The 16260-nt window shown below is 56.0% G+C and carries 17 protein-coding genes and 3 pseudogenes; 10 read left to right on the plus strand and 10 right to left on the minus strand.

The genetic code is table 11. The features are described from left to right. Window positions 1–285: 285 nt before the first annotated feature. Window positions 286–1893, minus strand: a complete 1608-nt coding sequence (locus tag G6L01_RS25950; protein ID WP_141747315.1) for a hypothetical protein — start codon at window positions 1891–1893, stop codon at window positions 286–288. Window positions 1894–2242: 349 nt separating this feature from the next. Between G6L01_RS25950 and G6L01_RS25955 the strand changes: the two genes are divergently transcribed. Further along, window positions 2243–3262 (plus strand): hypothetical protein, encoded by a 1020-nt coding sequence (locus tag G6L01_RS25955; protein ID WP_141747316.1) that lies wholly within the window; start codon window positions 2243–2245, stop codon window positions 3260–3262. After that, on the plus strand, window positions 3259–3870 hold the full coding sequence (locus G6L01_RS25960; protein WP_060716645.1) for a GTP pyrophosphokinase: 612 nt from the start codon (window positions 3259–3261) through the stop codon (window positions 3868–3870). The genes G6L01_RS25955 and G6L01_RS25960 overlap by 4 nt, the downstream gene beginning before the upstream one ends. A 66-nt stretch (window positions 3871–3936) precedes the next feature. Here G6L01_RS25960 and G6L01_RS25965 read toward each other — a convergent pair whose 3' ends face one another. From G6L01_RS25965 to G6L01_RS25975, 3 genes are all read right to left on the minus strand, one after another. After that, the gene (locus G6L01_RS25965) at window positions 3937–4419 is read right to left on the minus strand and encodes a hypothetical protein (RefSeq protein ID WP_141747317.1); all 483 of its coding nucleotides are present in this window, start codon (window positions 4417–4419) and stop codon (window positions 3937–3939) included. 633 nt (window positions 4420–5052) lie between these two features. Next, window positions 5053–5928 (minus strand): ImmA/IrrE family metallo-endopeptidase, encoded by an 876-nt coding sequence (locus G6L01_RS25970; RefSeq protein ID WP_060716643.1) that lies wholly within the window; start codon window positions 5926–5928, stop codon window positions 5053–5055. Further along, complete coding sequence (locus G6L01_RS25975; RefSeq protein WP_060716642.1) at window positions 5925–6245, minus strand: helix-turn-helix domain-containing protein; 321 nt, start codon at window positions 6243–6245, stop codon at window positions 5925–5927. Before G6L01_RS25975 ends, G6L01_RS25970 begins: the two co-directional genes overlap by 4 nt. A gap of 149 nt (window positions 6246–6394) precedes the next feature. Here G6L01_RS25975 and G6L01_RS25980 point away from each other — a divergent pair, with 149 nt between their 5' ends. The 3 genes from G6L01_RS25980 (at window position 6395) to G6L01_RS25990 (ending at window position 8119) form a co-directional block, all read left to right on the plus strand. Beyond that, the gene (locus tag G6L01_RS25980) at window positions 6395–6619 is read left to right on the plus strand and encodes a DUF2188 domain-containing protein (RefSeq protein WP_003571562.1); all 225 of its coding nucleotides are present in this window, start codon (window positions 6395–6397) and stop codon (window positions 6617–6619) included. Window positions 6620–6704: 85 nt separating this feature from the next. Beyond that, on the plus strand, window positions 6705–7433 hold the full coding sequence (locus G6L01_RS25985; protein WP_060716641.1) for a toll/interleukin-1 receptor domain-containing protein: 729 nt from the start codon (window positions 6705–6707) through the stop codon (window positions 7431–7433). 17 nt (window positions 7434–7450) lie between these two features. Then, window positions 7451–8119, plus strand: a complete 669-nt coding sequence (locus tag G6L01_RS25990) for a hypothetical protein (protein WP_060716706.1) — start codon at window positions 7451–7453, stop codon at window positions 8117–8119. 231 nt (window positions 8120–8350) lie between these two features. Here the strand turns inward: G6L01_RS25990 and G6L01_RS25995 are convergent. From G6L01_RS25995 to G6L01_RS26020, 6 genes and pseudogenes are all read right to left on the minus strand, one after another. Beyond that, window positions 8351–8568 (minus strand): annotated as a pseudogene (locus G6L01_RS25995) (IS1096 element passenger TnpR family protein); the annotation flags it as partial. A 148-nt stretch (window positions 8569–8716) separates the two neighbouring features. Next, window positions 8717–9025: pseudogene (locus G6L01_RS26000) on the minus strand (AraC family transcriptional regulator); the annotation flags it as partial. Window positions 9026–9031: 6 nt separating this feature from the next. Then, a complete protein-coding gene (locus G6L01_RS26005) occupies window positions 9032–10108 on the minus strand; it encodes an IS110 family RNA-guided transposase (protein ID WP_070167322.1) in 1077 nt (358 codons plus the stop codon). A gap of 286 nt (window positions 10109–10394) precedes the next feature. After that, window positions 10395–10976 (minus strand): annotated as a pseudogene (locus tag G6L01_RS26010) (AraC family transcriptional regulator); the annotation flags it as partial. Window positions 10977–11280: 304 nt separating this feature from the next. Next, entirely contained in the window at window positions 11281–11640 is a 360-nt protein-coding gene (locus tag G6L01_RS26015) for a hypothetical protein (protein ID WP_060716639.1), read from the minus strand. Window positions 11641–11820: 180 nt separating this feature from the next. Then, window positions 11821–12687 (minus strand): SDR family oxidoreductase, encoded by an 867-nt coding sequence (locus tag G6L01_RS26020; protein ID WP_171431162.1) that lies wholly within the window; start codon window positions 12685–12687, stop codon window positions 11821–11823. 154 nt (window positions 12688–12841) lie between these two features. Between G6L01_RS26020 and G6L01_RS26025 the strand changes: the two genes are divergently transcribed. The 5 genes from G6L01_RS26025 to G6L01_RS26045 all read left to right on the plus strand — a co-directional run bounded on the left by G6L01_RS26025 (window position 12842) and on the right by G6L01_RS26045 (window position 16257). Then, window positions 12842–13093: a trehalase-like domain-containing protein gene (locus G6L01_RS26025; protein WP_060716637.1), complete on the plus strand. Its 252-nt coding sequence runs from the start codon at window positions 12842–12844 to the stop codon at window positions 13091–13093. A 156-nt stretch (window positions 13094–13249) separates the two neighbouring features. Continuing rightward, window positions 13250–13909 (plus strand): DUF6766 family protein, encoded by a 660-nt coding sequence (locus G6L01_RS26030; RefSeq protein ID WP_060716636.1) that lies wholly within the window; start codon window positions 13250–13252, stop codon window positions 13907–13909. A 384-nt stretch (window positions 13910–14293) separates the two neighbouring features. Beyond that, window positions 14294–14701 carry a low affinity iron permease family protein gene (locus G6L01_RS26035; protein WP_013637201.1) on the plus strand — a complete coding sequence of 136 codons (408 nt, stop codon included), beginning with the start codon at window positions 14294–14296 and terminating at the stop codon, window positions 14699–14701. A 269-nt stretch (window positions 14702–14970) separates the two neighbouring features. Beyond that, window positions 14971–15588 carry a flavodoxin family protein gene (locus G6L01_RS26040; protein ID WP_060716635.1) on the plus strand — a complete coding sequence of 206 codons (618 nt, stop codon included), beginning with the start codon at window positions 14971–14973 and terminating at the stop codon, window positions 15586–15588. Next, a complete protein-coding gene (locus G6L01_RS26045) occupies window positions 15589–16257 on the plus strand; it encodes a UdgX family uracil-DNA binding protein (RefSeq protein ID WP_411910131.1) in 669 nt (222 codons plus the stop codon). Window positions 16258–16260 lie beyond the last annotated feature (3 nt).

Here is a 16260-nt window from a genome sequence, read left to right on the forward strand (position 1 = left end):
AGGACTATGTAATATATTGCTTAGAATGCAAGGCGAATGCGGGTTGCGGCATAATGTTAAAGTTGAACTTCTCTACGCCGGGGGGTAGCCGGAGAGCCGACAGGCAAGGGCTGGCTGCAAAGCTCGGAATTGCGGCGCCGCTCGGCCGAATCGCCTTAAGCGTGTATGTCTATATGGAGATTTGTAAGGGGAGTGCGTCGATCCATCTTGACCGGTCACTGTGCATCCGTATTGCGGCGCCCGCAGGAACGATGCTAGCCAGCCCAAGACGTTGCACAGGAGCGTTCAAGCAGCACCCCAAACCTCCAAATCTGAGCCAACCGCGTTCGCCGATAGTCTTGCTGCAAGGAGTAACGTGTTGAGTTGTTTCATCTTCAGGGTTCTTCTTTGGGAAGCTTGGCCATTCGCACATTCGTCATGTTCGGTCTCCGTTAATTGAGGCTGAAGAATCACTACTCGCTTTTTGTAGCCGATGGGAAGCGCCTGAACTCGGGCGATAAGTCCAGTTCTGTCTGGTTGTCGAATACCGTTGTGCCAAACGGCGCCCGCGATAAGATGATGGCGTCCAGCGTCTAGCGTGTCTGTCAAGGATTGTCGTTCCAGATGACGAAGGTTCTTGACGGCTTGACCCGTAACGACCTCGTACTTCGACGCGGAGACTTCCCTTGTGACAGCCGAAGAGCCAGCCCCTTTTGCGTGGATCAGAGTGACAAGGTTTGTGGCATCATCAATGTGAACGAAATCAGCAAGTTCCATCGAACCGTCATCGCTAGCCAACCAGCCGGTGTTAAAAATGTCGTGGCAATAGCCAAATAGCGAGTCGTCGTGCTGACCCGGCGCCTTCGGCGTCCCGATAGACAAACCGAGGGTCTGCCCTACCAGTATAACTGGCTTTTCCTGTGTCACATTGTAATTGGCTAAGTTCTTGAACTGCCAATTGGGAAACCACTGGTCAGTGTAAGCGCTTCTGAAACATTTTCCTCCGGAAATAGTATGGCCACTGCCATAGTAGATTTTGAGCCAATCATATTCCGCTATCAGGGCATCGAAAGCCGCCCGGCCGGCCGCTCCTGTCACGGGTCGAGTCGTCCAGTCAAAACCGAGTGTGATCTTGTCGCCAGCTAGAGTCGGAGTGATAGATAGGTCTCCTAGTAGCGTCGTTTCGAAGGTCACTGTTGCGACGAGATTCGGTCCTGCGCCAGGAACCACGGAGAATTCGGCCCCGTAGGCCCATTGTGCGGCGCGTTCCTTCAGGGTCTGATCGGTGTCCTCAGCCAAAAGTTCCGGTGGAACCACGGCGATCGCGTCGCCGTCGCTGACGGTTGCCAGATCGTTAACCGCCTGCGCAAGAGCAGGGAAGCGCACGGTTGGTGGAGTCGCCCCGACCGAAGCCGCCACGTCGAGCAAGATCTCCGTGTCCGCTAAGAAGTCAGCCCAAGTCTTGGGGCGGTTGAGCCAGAGGCGAGCGTCATCTGGGGAGGCACCGACCACTTGACTCACTGCGCCACTCGACAGGACCAGCGGCACTTTGCTGCGGACCGCCTTAAAGGCGTAGGTCTGATCGCCGAGAGGATCAATGGCGAACTCCAATGCACGTCCCATCAAGGTCTTCGCGTCAGGCTTGGCGTCAGAGCGGGCGTGAATACCGTCTAACCACAGCGCTTTGGTCTCACTGCCGACGAAGCCGGATTCGATCTCGGTTCGGGAGATGGGGCGTGCCGCTGTGAGTTTGCGATCAATCTGCGGACGAACGGCAGACTCGGATGCAGAGATTGCGGCTAAGCTTCCTTTCACTGAAATGGTCAGGAGGTGGTGGGCCAGATCAGTATATGTTCCCGATGGCGCCCAGGCCGGTTCCGACCGGTGTTGATATTCAATGGTTACCGTGCGCAACGCACCGCTTACGATGGGTGGGGATGTTCTGAGGAGGGTTCTCGGGCCAACAGCCACGCCTATCAAAGCTTCGAGCTCAGCTGTGAGAGCCCGGAGAAGGCGGGCGTTGGCGATTTTGCCTACACCCCGCAAGAGCATGGGTGCAAGATAGGGGCGGAGCGGTATCGTAGCGTGCGAGCGAGCCATGCCCACAACTAATCAGTTTGGGACGATGTGTCGAGATTGATGATTGCGGGGTTCATCCTCATTCTCTGTGATTCAGCGGCGGTAAATGTTCGTCTGCTTGTGCGGGACAGGTATTCTATGTAGCTGTTGTAAAATTGAAGTATTCGGCAGCGAGGGGATAAGCTTGCCTATCGAGAGCATCCATACATACCTTGTCTATCCGAATAAGGGGGCTGCCGACCCGTCAGCCATCGTCGGGAGCCAAGTACCGCATGAAGGCGACATGTTCGTCCTAATGAGGAACGTGTACGAAAAGGCCGATACCGAATGCAACATCGGCATCGCCTTCAATAAGGGCAACGGCGGCGCTCAAGCGAACGCGCGTCGCGACATGTTGATTGCCTATGCCTCAGCGCCTGGGGTCGATTTGGGTCGCGTGCTAGCTGAGGAACTGGCGACAGTAACGACACGTCGCTCGGGGCTCGGGCTTCTATTCCTGATCAAAGGAACCGAAGGCGCCGAGCACAAGGTGGTAATATCACGCTTTCGTGCCAACAACGGCGTGGTCGTAAACGAGGCTGCCGACATGCTGACGGTCGAATTCATCGACCGCGTATTCATGAAGAATGCGCATTCCTACAAAGCTGTCGTCTACAAGCATCAGTCATTCCAAGGTGGCTTCTGGAATGGAATGGCCGTCGACAAGCAGATTAACAGCCAGGATCTGGAGTCGTCGGACTACTGGGTTAAGGAGTTTCTGCTGTCGGACTTCATGACAAGTCCCGCGTTTGGCACCCGTCGTCTCGCTGTCGCACTGAAGAAAGCCATCAAGGCTACAGATGATCTAGAAGTTAAGCGCCAGATCACCGCCGCAGCTACGCTTGCCAGTGGACTTGGTGCGGAGACATTAAGCGTTGAGGCGTTCTGTAATCGATACGGATTTACCGAGGGTGCAAAGGCCGCCGTGGTGAAGCAGCTCGAACGAGCTGACCTGGCCAATGATAATTTCCAGTTCGATGCAGCCGAGTTCACAAAGCGATTGCCCTATCGGACGGTGGAGCTGGACAACGGAGCCATGCTCACTGCCGACGCTGCGTCCTTCGATAAGGTCTTCGAACACACGCCCGTTGAAGAAGGGGCCGACAGGATACGCTTCAGCACAGTCGGCTCGGTTGTTAGCGAAAAACTGGAGAAAGGTAGATGACGGTAGAAGCTCAATATCGAGCGCGATACGAAACCGTGCTCTTTCCCATCGCCGATAAGCTTTCCACCTTATTGCACGAGATCTTCGCAGGTCAGCCGCGGATCGATCGCATCTCGACGCGCCCGAAGTCCGTGGAGCGCTTCGTAGGGAAAGCCACTGCGGAGAAGGATGGCAAAGCGAAGTACGATGCTCCGCTTCATCAGATACAGGATCAGATCGGCGCGCGGATCATCACCTTCTACAAGGATGATGTGCATAGGATTTCGGAGGAAGTTCAGCGCTACTTCCACGCGATCGAGTCGAAAGACATGTTGCCGGAGAACGAGTGGGAATTTGGATATTTTGGAAATCACCATATTCTTATGCTGCAGCAAGATCTGATCGACCCGAATTTCAACAAGGACCTTGTGCCCTATTGCTTCGAGCTGCAGATTAAGACGCTCTTTCAGCATGCGTGGTCCGAGGCGAACCACGATCTCGGCTATAAGCCCGGGCAGCAGCCACTCGAAAGCGATGAGTTGCGACAGCTTGCCTTCACTTCCGCTCAGGCGTGGGGAGCGGATCGGGTGTTCAACGACCTGTTCGTAAAGCGGAGCTCGCAGCATTGAGAACAACTGCTGCAGGCCTTTATATCGTGTTCGCTTAGATGGTCACTCCGCGTTGGCTTTCTGAAGTCAGGCCGGCTCGACCTCGGCCGCTTCCGAATGATCCTTTAGGGCCTGGGCTTCCTCCAAAGAGATTTTGCTGGCCACATATTCCTCCAGCTCGGCAGCGTGGTTTTCACAGCCCTTCGCCTGCTTGCGAAGAAGTAACATATGGTCAGAGAGTTCTCGCGGCGTGCAAAGGCTTATGGGAACCAGTGCCCTCTCACCGTTTCTGATCACGGGATATGATTTAACCAAACGGGTATGGCCCGGAAACACCATCTGAGGAGAGGCGGGGTCGTCGCTCATGCCGATGCGCTTCAGCATTCGCGTCACTACCTTTACCAGTTCCTTTTTGGCAAACGCCCTGTAGAAGTCGGCATGAGGACTTGTCAGAGGCTTGTTCTTGAAAACTTCTTCAACAATCTGGCTCGGCTGTGCAATCTGGCCAGCATCCATCCGCTGTCCGATCAGCTTATGCAGCTCAGACAATAGTGCAGCGTCTTTGGCCATGAGCTTCGTCCTATAAATCTTGAGCAGAGAAAAGGCACGGCCGCGCAGGCGCTTCCGTTCCCGACGGCTCCCAGCGCTCGGGGAGCTTGTCTGGAAGGCATGCATTGCCCAGTGATAATCCACGGATTCTAAGGATTGTCAAAGCAGATGTTCTGATTTTGTTCGTGGAAGCGATAACGCTAGTCGATAGGGTGCTTTGCGGAGTCGGTCCGACCATTATCCATTGTGGTGCATCTTTCCTCACGCTTGAACTAGCAGCACGTCCTGCCTAACGGGCAATACATCTTCCATAGCAAGGGACTCTACTGGTCGCTCGGTACGATTTTCGACAGTCAGCGTTCAAACCGCAGGTTCAAAGAGGGGGCTATATCGCATAGAAAATCGACGCCCGTACCTCAGAGCTTGGACTAGACGAGCTATGACCGCTTTGCGCCGTCACATCAGACATTGAGAGTGCGTCAGTAGATACCTGAAAGCTGACATTGCTGACCAAATGGCAATGACCTACACACAAAATTGCTCGGCATGAGGCGTCGCAAACGTGCCTTTGCGCCGTTGTAAAATCAGAAAATTAGCGACGTTACCTAACAGCTTGGCAGGGTTGGAAGCAGCAATCTGCCAACAGTGGGCCATTTACCGACGAAACCGTGGTGTCCAACTTTCTTCCAAGGCTTCGATCTCTTCCGCATCTTCAATTTCATCAGGCGCAATAAAAAGCAGCGTGAGCTGGTAACCCTCCCGTTGAAGCAGCGTCTGCTCCAGAACTTTTGGGCAATGAGAACGGCCTTCACCGTTTAGCCAGACACTTCCCTGAATTTCAGCCCATTCTGACGGACGGGATTGTGTGCGGTTAGAGGATCGCCCGGATAGGCTTCGCTCTGGAAGATGATGTTTCGAGCGAACCGACAGAGGTGGAAAATCCTTGGTCGCCCTGGTGTATCGAATAATCCCGTCTTTCGAGAATACGAACGCACAGCAATCATCGGTCAGCTCGACATACCGGGCAACAGTCGCCTCGACGCTTGTCCCGTATTGTCTAGCAAGCGTTTTGACGTGCTCTACGTCGGCATCGCCCAGTTTGCGCATATCGGAAACGAACCATGGCCTCGGCATGAGTATGCCGGCCGCAAACCGGTTGGCTTCTGTTTCCTGTTTCTGAACAAGCGTTTCAATCCGCCGCTCGATCATGTCCTTTTTCGTACAGCGCTGATCCCCCTTATGCCACGGGATCAAGAAATGTCCGATCTCGTGAGCGATGGTGAAGCGTCGACGCCCACCCTTTGTCCCGGCCTTGTAGAGAATGACACCCTTCCGTTTGTCTGGATCGGTGGTGAGGCCGCCCTCGAACTCCTCTGTTTCCATCTCCAAAATGTCGATAATGTTGATGGAGCTTGCCAGATCTTCGATTGGGACCGGCGCCGCCCAGTCCGGGTGATGGCGAAGGATGCAAGCGATGATAGACTCTGGAGCGGCACAGTCCGCGAGATCCATCATCAGCTCGTCGTTCATTTCGCGTCCTTATCCTTCAGGCGGTCGGCGACAACGCGCAGCGTTTCCCAATCCTTATCAGATAGTTTGCCGCCGAACTCGCGAAAAAATTGTAATGAGGATCGGTCAAGCTCTTCCTGATCGTCCTCAGCAAGGTACTGGACGGTAACGTTGAAATGTGCGGCGAGCTTCTTAAGAAGCTCAAGGCCCGGATTGGTGCTGGTTCCCTTCTCCAGTTCCCAAATATGAGCCTTCGAAACTGACACCGCGTCGCCAACCTGTTGGAGCGACTCTCCGCGCTTCAACCGAAGCTCCTTGAGCTTCGAAGCTAATGACATTTTCGATCTCCATACATGCTCTTCGGACGCAGCCAGTATTTGGAAAACGCCGTTCTGTCAAATGAACGATGCGTTCGCAGTTGACAACGCCCTATTCGTTCACCATATCTTACGGCATGTCCATATTGGGACGGAAAGGAGGTGAGAAAATGTCAGGAAAGAACCAACACGTTGTGCCGCATGCTAATGGTTGGGCAGTGCAGGGTGCCGGGAACAGCCGCGCCACTGCGGTTCACTCTACCCAAGCTGAAGCAACGGCTCATGCTCGTTCGATCGCGCAGAACCAACAGTCTGAACTGTTGATCCACGGCCGAAACGGTCAGATTCGTGAACGAGACAGTTATGGCAATGATCCCTACCCACCAAAGGGCTGATCCACCAAGACCGCGTTCATCCAGAGCGCGGTCTTTTTTGTGAGGGGATTCGCAGATTGGCGGATCGACAAAGGAGAAGAAAGATATGGCTAGATGCACCGCTCCAGTAAAGGGCCATCGATCAGCCGCTGCGGCAGCCGACTGTCCTGCTTGTGGAAGCCGCTATGGTCGCTATAGCAGTTCTAGAGGATACGGCGGCGCGTACAGCTCGTCCCCGAGTTCTTCATACTTCCAGTCAGGAAGCAGCAGCGGCCGAAGCAGCAGTAGTGGCGGGTCGGGGCGCCGCACTGCAAAGCCGCGATGGTCCGGAGCCGGTTCGACTGTGTTGTATACGCCCGAACAAGTGCAATCACTCACGCCTGTTCGCGAAAATGTCGAGAATTTAGCAGCGTCGCAGCCTGACCTTCGAGACGTTTTTCTTTGTCATGCGTGGGATGACAGGCAGGGATCTGCCAAGGAACTGCATGACCTGCTCGAAGCGCGAGGTGTACGTGTGTGGTTCAGCGAGAAGGATCTTGGCCTTGGCGTGCCGATGATGCGGGCGATCGATAAGGGTTTGATTAATTCCCGAGTTGGTATCGTTCTGGTGACCCCGGCTATGCTACGCCGTTTGCCGGCAGAAGGCATTGCAGACAAAGAGCTGTCAGCGCTTCTAAGGCGCGAGCGGCTCGTTCCGGTTGTTCACGGGACAACCTATGAAGAGCTTGAGCAGGTCAGCCTACTGTTAGCCTCCCGAGCTGGGTTGAGCACTGCCGAAGAGTCGATGGCGGAAGTCGCCGCTAAGATCGCCGAACTAGTTGTCACTCAGTCTTGATGTTCCGGGAGGTCGAGATGTCGATGCGCCGCGTACACCTTCGCAAACTCCTCAAAATTATGTTCCTGGAGGAAGGTCCTCGCCGATCGGCGCTCCGGACCGACATTCGAGAGGATCGTGCAAGAGCAGCGGATGACGGTGGCGAGGGCGGCGGGGATTTCTACGGGCCCTTCTGGAGTGACGCGAAGCGGCATGTTTTCGGCATGCACGATCTGCACGCCGCGACTGATGGGCGGATCGCCGGAAATGGCCGCCGGCAAAATCTCTATCCGCAGCTACGGGATGGCTTCCTACTTTGGTGGGACGAGAGGCGCCGCTGGACGAACGCGCCCTTTGCGCCCGGACGACAGCTCGGGACGCAGTTTCCGTTTCCGGGGCTCGATGCCGTCGTGAAGGTCGACAATATTTTGTCCGCCCGCGATGGTCGTGGCGTTGAGCATTACGTCTACCCCTATTTCTCAGAGACCCCTGTTCTGGACGAGCAGGCTGCGCGGCTCGGGCTTTGGCTGTTGGGCCAAGCGCTCCTCGGTGTACCTCACGAGGAGATCCGGGTTTTGGACGTTATCCGTGGCGAACCCTTCTCAATTGATCGCTATCCGCTTGCAGGAAACGAGGAAGATAGCTTCCGAGACCTATACGCTGCCCTCCTTGAAGAATGGGAAGCGCTTCGAGCAGAATACGACTGACGGTCCTGCCAGCAGATGTGAGAAGTATGCTCGCGGGACACCGATGCATATGCGGTTGTCGCAAAAGTGAAACTTAGTAGATCAGGGGGAAACGACTGTTCTCAGCCACAAACTGGCTGTCCTTGTCAGGCTAACGTGCTGAATCGTCAGTGAGAATGACACCTTAGACATGATTTGGTAAACGGGCCGTAGGTTCGCATCCCTTCAAGGCGCACCTTGAATTTAGCCAACTCATTTCTTCGGGAAGGCTTTGGGCTTCGGTTGATACAATCGCCTTTTGGCATTCGAGCGCAGAGCATTTCGAACATCCTTGTCCACGATCGACAGGTCGAACCATTCCGGATCAAAGTAGCCGCCGCACCACCGACTGGTTTCGGCGTGTTCAGGATCTTCCCCGTCGGCGATGGTCTTCAGGAACCGCTCATATCCTGCCCCCCCCCAACATCTTCGTAACTATCCGGTGAAGGCCGCTACGGTTTCGCCTGATGGAATACCCACGTTTAGCGAACGCGCTGTTTAGCCGGATCGGGAGGTTCGGGTTGAAAGCTGCTTGTCCGCCGCCGTGGACAGAAACGGACAAGCCGCCACAGAGGTTCGCTACTTCAGGGGCAGGAAGAGCTCTGCCACCGCCGCATGTTCAGGTGCTTCGGGAAAGAAGGTGAGACGCTGGCAATACAGGGGGAAATCCCTCGCTTCCTCGCCACTGGCCGGCAGCCAATCGCGATAGAGGTAAAGCGCGGCAGGCTCCAGATCATCAGTGTTGCCGACGACTTTCAGCACGGCGCAACGGCCACCGGGGATCATGCCCGCCTCGATATGCTCTCCATTCGTCTTGATCGGCTGATCAGTGCTGACACAAAGGTCCAGTCGATACTCGTCCGGAGACGTCACCCGCGGACGCCCTTCTAAGAGTCAAGCCGCGATTTGGCTTTGGTTGATTTCCCTGTGCCGCCGCATGATGATGGCGAAGACTTCGCGGGCGATGTAGCGTTTGAGGCAGCGAATTGCCTCGAGCTTCGATTTTCCGGCTGCGATCCGTCGGGCGACGTAGTCCTGCGTGCGTGCATCCAATCGAAGCCTCCCAATGGCGATGATGTGGATGGCACTGTTTGCTGCGCGATCCCCACCCCTGTTCAACCTGTGCCGAACCGTTTTTCCGGAAGAAGCGGGGACGGGGCTGACGCCGCACAATGCGGCGAAGCTCGCCTCGGACTTCAACCGGTCGGAGTTATCGCCCGCCGTGAGAAGCAACTGCGCCGCACTGTTCACGCCGATTGCGGTTTGAGCAAGTAGTTCAGGAGCGAGATCCTTGACGATGGCCTCAATCATGTCGTCGAGATCGGCGATCTCGTCATGGAGTTCGAGATAACGCCGCGCCAGAGACTTGAGAGAGATGCGGTAGGCTTCCTCGACCTGGCGATACGCAGTGAGGTCAGGTCTGCCGGCTGCGAGCGTACGGATCAATTGCATCCGCGTCATGCTGCGCAGCGGATCGCGGATTTTGTCCGGTGCGCAGACGATGGTCATCTGGATCATCTGCAGGGCAATACGGCGCGCCTGAATAGCGGTTTTGCGGCAAACCCTTAGGATGCGTAAACTTTCTACCATGCCGTCCCTGCTGCGTGGCGTTACGGTGTGCCGTCTCGCAAAGGCTGCGTGGGCCGCACTTTCTGCGTCGAAGTTGTCATTCTTGCCGCGCCGGCGGCGGTCGAGTTTGTCAGGTGCGGTGACCTCCAGAATCTCGACACCTGCGGTTTGCATGTAGCGCAGCAACCCCGCGCCGTAGCTGCCAGAGCATTCGATCCCGACCCGCTGGAGATCCCCGAACGATCGCATCCAAGCCAGCATCAAGCGATAGCCGTGTCGGGTTGTCGGGAAGCTCTCGGTACCGAGAACGCGGTCGCGATGATCAACGACTGCCGCGACATGCAAGTCCTTGTGTGTATCGACGCCACCAATGACGTGAGTTTCTGCTCGGTGTTCAGCCATCTAATTATCCTCTCCTGCGGCATGAGAATTATTTGCCTGAAGGATGCCGGGACAGGACAGTCATGGGACCGGATGGTCATGCCCTTCTTGGGTCACAGCAGCACCTTTGAGGCAAGGCCTCACCGCAGGGCGTTCCCGGATGATCGACAGGTCCGCGGAAAGACACATATTGGGTCGATCGGAGTGAGGGTCAGATCATACCGGGAAGCCTTGCGGCACCAGCCCAGAGAATGGTCGAACGGTGTTTGAGTCAAACCACCTGAAAACTGGTATCAATCATATGACTATCGGAATGGAAGATGTTGAAAGTCAAATTGGTCTTCGGATTCAGGCCAGTGGCTTTGCGCCATGCTATAAAGCGTTTGATCGTGTCGCCGATCCTTGCCGGATCACCTCGGTGTTTCATGATCGCGACAGGGGTCGGAGACACCTCGCGGATTTCGATGTCATTTGCTGCAAATGTCCGTTGCATAAGCTTACTCCTTGCTTGGTTGAGAGGCCCGAGGGCCGCAAGCCACAGTTCCCAATCGGGGGATTTCCTGAACTGCGAAGGCGACTGGCTGAACCGTTGCCGAAATGCGCGGGCAAAGGCGTCAGGAGCTTCGTAGCCGGCATCCATCGCTATCTCGGTCACGCTGTCTACGTCTCTGTAGGCAAGCCTGTAGGATGCCCGCTTCATGCGGAGGAGCTGGATATAGCGATGCACAGACAGCCCAAAGGCCGCCGCGAACTGCCGATGGAAATGAAACTTGGAAAAGGCGGCCACGCAGCTCAACTCGTCCAGGTCCAGATTGCGGTCGAGATGCTGATCAATGTGATCTAGGACCCGTTGCATCCGGGCATGGTAGTTTCGAAGCGTCGTCGTCATTATCCTGTCCTTGCCGTGGCAGGACCAAATAGCCCCGCACAAGTGCTGTGCGCTCGACCGATCTTGCGGACTATCAGTTTTGGCTGCTCAGAAATAGCGTCGGCCTATGAGGTAGCCGTCCGGCAGGGGGTGTCGGCATCCACTGTGGAGCGCAGATTATGTCGCCTGAGCGTTCAGCGTCTTCGGTATCCAATTCCACGGCAGCAATTGCTCCAGCCTGCTGATCGGCGTGTCCGCAATGTGGCTGTGGATGTTCACCTTGGTTCTAGTGCTGTTCATGCGTCAACGGACAGAAACAACATAGCTATAGCCGCTTGATCGGGATTGCTCGGACGACAATTTCACTCTGATGGAAGCGTTTCTCGAGTTCGCTCTTGTAAGCGGACCACCAGTCTTCATCTAGATCAGCTGCCATAATTTCGGCGAGGACGATCTCATCATGTTCGGTGTTAGAGCTTGCCTGCCATGTCCCCTCGGCTGGAGCGTGTCGATAGAAGGTCATTCCCCCAAACTCCTGGGTCAGGCGTTGGCGAACTTGTTCATAGACATTGGCCTCGAACGGCGTCCCAGCATCATCTCGTTGGGGCAGCAAGATCTGGATAAGCCAGCGGTCGCTGCGAGTGTCAGAGAACCCACCCTGTGGGTTGTCATTGATGAATGTCATTGGGCTTCCTATGCACCAAGTGGTTGAGACAGCCATCCAGGCCGGAGTGCTCGACGTCACAAGACTATTATCCTTTGGCTTGGTCGGACCTTACTGCAGGCTCAGGAGATAGATCTGTTATGCCGCACACTAAGGTGTTGACGGTGGCCGCCGACCCAGTGGCCGCCGGCCAGGTGCGTATCAGATCATGATCTCGCCTCCGGTTACCGGAATGACGGCTCCCGTCATGTAGCTTCCCAGATCGGAGGCGAGCAGGACGTAGGCACCCGCCAGTTCTGCTGGCTGTCCGGCCCGGCCGATAAGGGTGTTTTCCCCAAACTTGGCAGCCTTTTCCGCTGGCATCGTCGAAGGGATGAGCGGCGTCCAGATCGGCCCCGGCGCGACCGCATTTACGCGAATGCCTTTTTCCGCAAGCATCTCGGCGAGACCCGCCGTGAAGTTCGAAATCGCGCCTTTCGTGGACGCGTATGCAAGAAGCTGAGGCGACGGCTGCCGCGACTGGATCGAGGTCGTGTTAATGATCGAGCTACCTGGCTTCATGTGAGGAGCAGCGGCCTTCGAGAGGAAGTATGGTGCGTAGATATTGGTGCGGAAGGTTTCGTCCCATTCCTCGGCCGTGATGTCGGCGATGTCGCCATAGGTCCGCTGGAACGCTGCATTGTTGACGAGGATGTCGATGCCACCAAGTTCGTTAACGGCGCGCTGTACGAGATCCTTGCAATGTTCCTCGGACTTGATGTCGCCCGGAACGACAAGAGCCTTGCGTCCCGCTTCCTCGATCCACTTTGCGGTATCGCGGGCGTCGTCATCCTCGTTCAGGTAGGAAATGACGATGTCGGCGCCTTCGCGGGCAAACGCGATAGCGACGGCCTTGCCAATCCCGGAGTCGGCTCCGGTGATGAGGGCGACTTTACCGGTCAGCTTGCCGTCACCCTTGTAGGACTTCTCACCATGATCGGGGACAGGTGCCATTTCCGCAGTCTTGCCTGGCGGCTCCTGCTGCTGTTCAGGATATGGCGGCGTAGGGTTTCGAGTGTCTTCCATCATACAATCTCCTTTTTGGGGACTGCGCGATAAACCCTGAAGGGCGTTCTGGGTTCCGCAAGTACGATTTTCACCGCAGCTTGGAACGTGCTTTCTCCCGACAAATCCAAACACTTTGGCCGCTCGTTCTTGCGAGGGCAGTTCGAATTGGCTGTCAATGCTTCATCATCTCGTCCCCGAACGCACGCATGGTTTTCTCGAACACTATGCGGCTATCGGAGATGGACGCACCGTCGCTCTCGTCGGTGCGGACGGTTCCATCGATTGGTGGTGTGCGCCGGAGATGGATTCGCCGCCGCTCTTCAACCGGATGCACGACTGCGATAGTGGACGCTCCTCGGTCACGCCGGTGGAGAAATTCAAGATCGAGCGCCGGCACCTGGAAAAAAGCATGTTCTCGAGTCGATAGCTCGGGCTAAGGCACCGCAGTTCGGTGCGATTTCAAATGCCAATATCACCGGACAGGAACAGATTTAACCTGTTGATCCTCACGGCGCGCCGTCCTGGAACCCTGCTTCCGGTTATGACGTTTTCACGACGTCAAGCGTATTGGGAGGGACAATGAATGCGGGTACTGAAAGACAATGGGCTGACTATCGTTCTGTTGGTGCTGACCATCGCGACCATAACCGGAATGCTCTTGACGGGATGGCAGGTCAACAACGAGAACATCATCCAGCATGGTGGCACGGCGCTGTCGCTCGCAACCTATGCCGCGTCAGGACACTTCCTGTCCGCCATCTTCGAGAACTGGGAAAGCGAGTTCCTGCAAATGTCGGCATATGTGATGCTGACGGCTATGCTGTTCCAGCGCGGCTCAGCGGAATCGAAAGATCCGGACAAAAGCGCATCTCAGGACGAAGATCCAGCAAGCCATGCGAGACAACCGGGCGCTTCCTGGGCCGTGAGGGCGAGTGGATGGTTGCGAACCCTCTACTCATATTCGCTGGGCATAGCGCTCGCGCTGCTGTTCGCCGCCAGTTTCATTCTTCACCTCCGCTACAGCGCTATTGCTGAGAACGCAGAAGCCGCCATGCATGGCCACCCGGCTCAGTCGATCATGCAGCATCTTGCCAGCACGCAGTTCTGGTTCGAATCCTTTCAGAACTGGCAATCCGAATTTCTGTCGACGGCAGTGATCGTGGTGCTTTCGATTTTCCTGCGCTTCCGGGGATCACCAGAATCAAAGCCCGTTGCGGCGCCGCATTCCGAAACAGGCAGTTGATTGGATTTCCTTCATCGTGGTGGTTTGCGTTGTGAGAGCGAAGGCGTGTGTTTCTTTGCCACGGCTGTGACGAGCCAGCCTCGTCGCAGGTGTATTTGTCGCGACGGTTGTCACCCTCAGCAACGGGGTCGGTTGATCAAGCCAACTTTACAGGTTGACCATGTCTCAAGTGCTAGCTTTAAAACGCGTCTCTACGAGCCTCCTGAATGGTGCTTATTACCGGTCAGGTCCCGCGGACATGGCTGACCTGGCTTCTGTTGCGAGACGCCGAGTTCTGAGAAGTAGGGGCGCTGCGGCGGGAATCTGTTGGCGACCTCGGCCAGTGGCAGACTTCGCCAGGTCGTATCGACCACGTGTTTAACCCTGATCGTCGGAGGAGTGTTCATGGATCGCCTGTTTGCAAAATTCGCTAATGCAACGGCCCGGGCAACCGGTAGTCCGATCGCCTTTATTCTCTGTGTTGCCGCTGTGGTTATCTGGGCAGTATCTGGGCCATTTTTCGGGTTTTCGGAAACGTGGCAGCTGGTGATCAATACCGGCACAACCATTATCACATTTCTAATGGTGTTCTTAATCCAGAACACCCAAAATCGGGATGGGACTGCCCTTCAGACCAAGCTCGACGAGATCATACTCTCCTCTGACGCCGAGAATGAATTCATCGGGATTGAGAAGTTGACCGACGCTGAACTCGAAGCACTTCATCTTCGTTGTGAAAAATCGGCCAAGCGTTCACAAGCCATCCTGAAGAGGACGCACGCCGAGCGAAAAGCCCGCAAGACCAGCTCATAGGAACGGGCGCGCGCATCGTACTAGGCTGGCGGGCGAACGCCGAGCGGAACTTTCACTCGTGCCCTCAGTTAGTTTCCGTCAAGAATTGGGTTTCAATTCCCCAAGAACGGGCCTGCTGGCGTGAAGAACCAATCGCTGCGCTGGATGCCCGTAGCTACCGCGTCAGGCGGTTGTCGGAAGGTGGCGCACGCGTTCTGCATAAGGGCGCAACAACTTGGGACGCCGCACCGGGTCATATCAGGCAGTATTTACTTGAACAGGAGTTATCCATGCCTCTCAAAGTTCTCGCTCTCAACGGCACGCTCAAAACTTCGGATTCGTCGGAAGCCTCGTCTACCGGAAAGTTGCTTGAGCTGATCGCCGAGGAATTCAAGAAGTACGGCGTTGAAACCGAAACGATCCGGCTGGCTGACCACAATATCAAGCCGGGCGTGACGTCGGATGAAGGCGAGGGAGACGGATGGCCTGCGATCCGTGCAAAGGTTCTCGAAGCCGATATCTTGCTGATGGGAACACCGATCTGGCTCGGTCAGCCTGCAAGTGTGTGCAAGCGGGCGCTCGAACGGATGGACGCTTTCCTGGAAGAGACCGACGATCAAGGCCGGATGGTTTCTTATGGCAAGGTCGCGGCCGTCGCAGTGGTCGGAAACGAGGATGGTGCTCATCATGTCTCAGCGGAGTTGTTCCAGGCGCTTAACGACGTCGGCTTCACCATCCCAGCGAACGCGGTGGCCTATTGGGTCGGTGAGGCGATGGGGTCAACGAACTTTGTCGATCTGAAAGAGACGCCCGAAGCCGTTCAGACGATGGTATCGATGCTTGCGCGAAACGCTGCACACCTCGCCGGTTTGCTGCAGCAATCGCAGTATCCGGGCGAAGAGGAATAGTTGGTGGTTGCAGGGTCCGCAAAGCCGGTAGCCCGCCTGCCGCCGGCGTTCGTCGCGCCGTTTGGACAAGCGAAGGACTTGGCGGCATTGCGTCGGCAGGCCGAGACGTGCGAACGCTGCGACCTCTATAAGAATGCAACGCAGACCGTCTTCGGCGAAGGAAACGCTCAAGCCAAGATCATTCTTGTCGGCGAGCAGCCCGGAGACAAAGAGGATATTGCGGGGCGGCCGTTCGTCGGCCCGGCGGGCAGATTACTTGATGAATGTCTGAACGAGGCTGGCATCGACCGGTCGCTTTGCTATGTCACCAATGCGGTCAAGCATTTCAAGTTCGAACAACGCGGCAAGCGGCGCATCCACTCCAAGCCCAATGCTGGCGAGATACAACCCTGTGCGTGGTGGCTCGGCGGCGAACTTGACTTGTTGCGTCCTCGTCTCATTGTCGCGCTCGGCGCCACAGCCCTCTACAGCTTGATGGGACGGTCAGTCGGGCTGACCAAGGAACGCGCTCACATCTTGAAGACAGCGAGCGCCACACCGCTGCTTGTAACGATCCATCCGTCATATATTCTCCGGATCCGAGACTATGACGATCGTGTCGAGGAAAGACGCCGGTTTGTCGATGATCTGCTCTTGGCCAAGGACTATCTTGCTGCAGATAAAGATTGATCC

It is taken from the genome of Agrobacterium vitis (assembly GCF_013337045.2).
Taxonomy (GTDB): Bacteria; Pseudomonadota; Alphaproteobacteria; order Rhizobiales; family Rhizobiaceae; genus Allorhizobium; species Allorhizobium vitis_B.

What these genes read in the sequence shown, in the direction of transcription:
- G6L01_RS25960 (WP_060716645.1), top strand. Translation starts at nt 3,259, where the DNA reads ATGACGGTAGAAGCTCAATATCGAGCGCGATACGAAACCGTGCTCTTT.
- G6L01_RS25965 (WP_141747317.1), bottom strand. Translation starts at nt 4,419, where the DNA reads ATGGCCAAAGACGCTGCACTATTGTCTGAGCTGCATAAGCTGATCGGA.
- G6L01_RS25970 (WP_060716643.1), bottom strand. Translation starts at nt 5,928, where the DNA reads ATGAACGACGAGCTGATGATGGATCTCGCGGACTGTGCCGCTCCAGAG.
- G6L01_RS25975 (WP_060716642.1), bottom strand. Translation starts at nt 6,245, where the DNA reads ATGTCATTAGCTTCGAAGCTCAAGGAGCTTCGGTTGAAGCGCGGAGAG.
- G6L01_RS25980 (WP_003571562.1), top strand. Translation starts at nt 6,395, where the DNA reads ATGTCAGGAAAGAACCAACACGTTGTGCCGCATGCTAATGGTTGGGCA.
- G6L01_RS25985 (WP_060716641.1), top strand. Translation starts at nt 6,705, where the DNA reads ATGGCTAGATGCACCGCTCCAGTAAAGGGCCATCGATCAGCCGCTGCG.
- G6L01_RS25990 (WP_060716706.1), top strand. Translation starts at nt 7,451, where the DNA reads ATGTCGATGCGCCGCGTACACCTTCGCAAACTCCTCAAAATTATGTTC.
- G6L01_RS26005 (WP_070167322.1), bottom strand. Translation starts at nt 10,108, where the DNA reads ATGGCTGAACACCGAGCAGAAACTCACGTCATTGGTGGCGTCGATACA.
- G6L01_RS26015 (WP_060716639.1), bottom strand. Translation starts at nt 11,640, where the DNA reads ATGACATTCATCAATGACAACCCACAGGGTGGGTTCTCTGACACTCGC.
- G6L01_RS26020 (WP_171431162.1), bottom strand. Translation starts at nt 12,687, where the DNA reads ATGATGGAAGACACTCGAAACCCTACGCCGCCATATCCTGAACAGCAG.
- G6L01_RS26025 (WP_060716637.1), top strand. Translation starts at nt 12,842, where the DNA reads ATGCTTCATCATCTCGTCCCCGAACGCACGCATGGTTTTCTCGAACAC.
- G6L01_RS26030 (WP_060716636.1), top strand. Translation starts at nt 13,250, where the DNA reads ATGCGGGTACTGAAAGACAATGGGCTGACTATCGTTCTGTTGGTGCTG.
- G6L01_RS26035 (WP_013637201.1), top strand. Translation starts at nt 14,294, where the DNA reads ATGGATCGCCTGTTTGCAAAATTCGCTAATGCAACGGCCCGGGCAACC.
- G6L01_RS26040 (WP_060716635.1), top strand. Translation starts at nt 14,971, where the DNA reads ATGCCTCTCAAAGTTCTCGCTCTCAACGGCACGCTCAAAACTTCGGAT.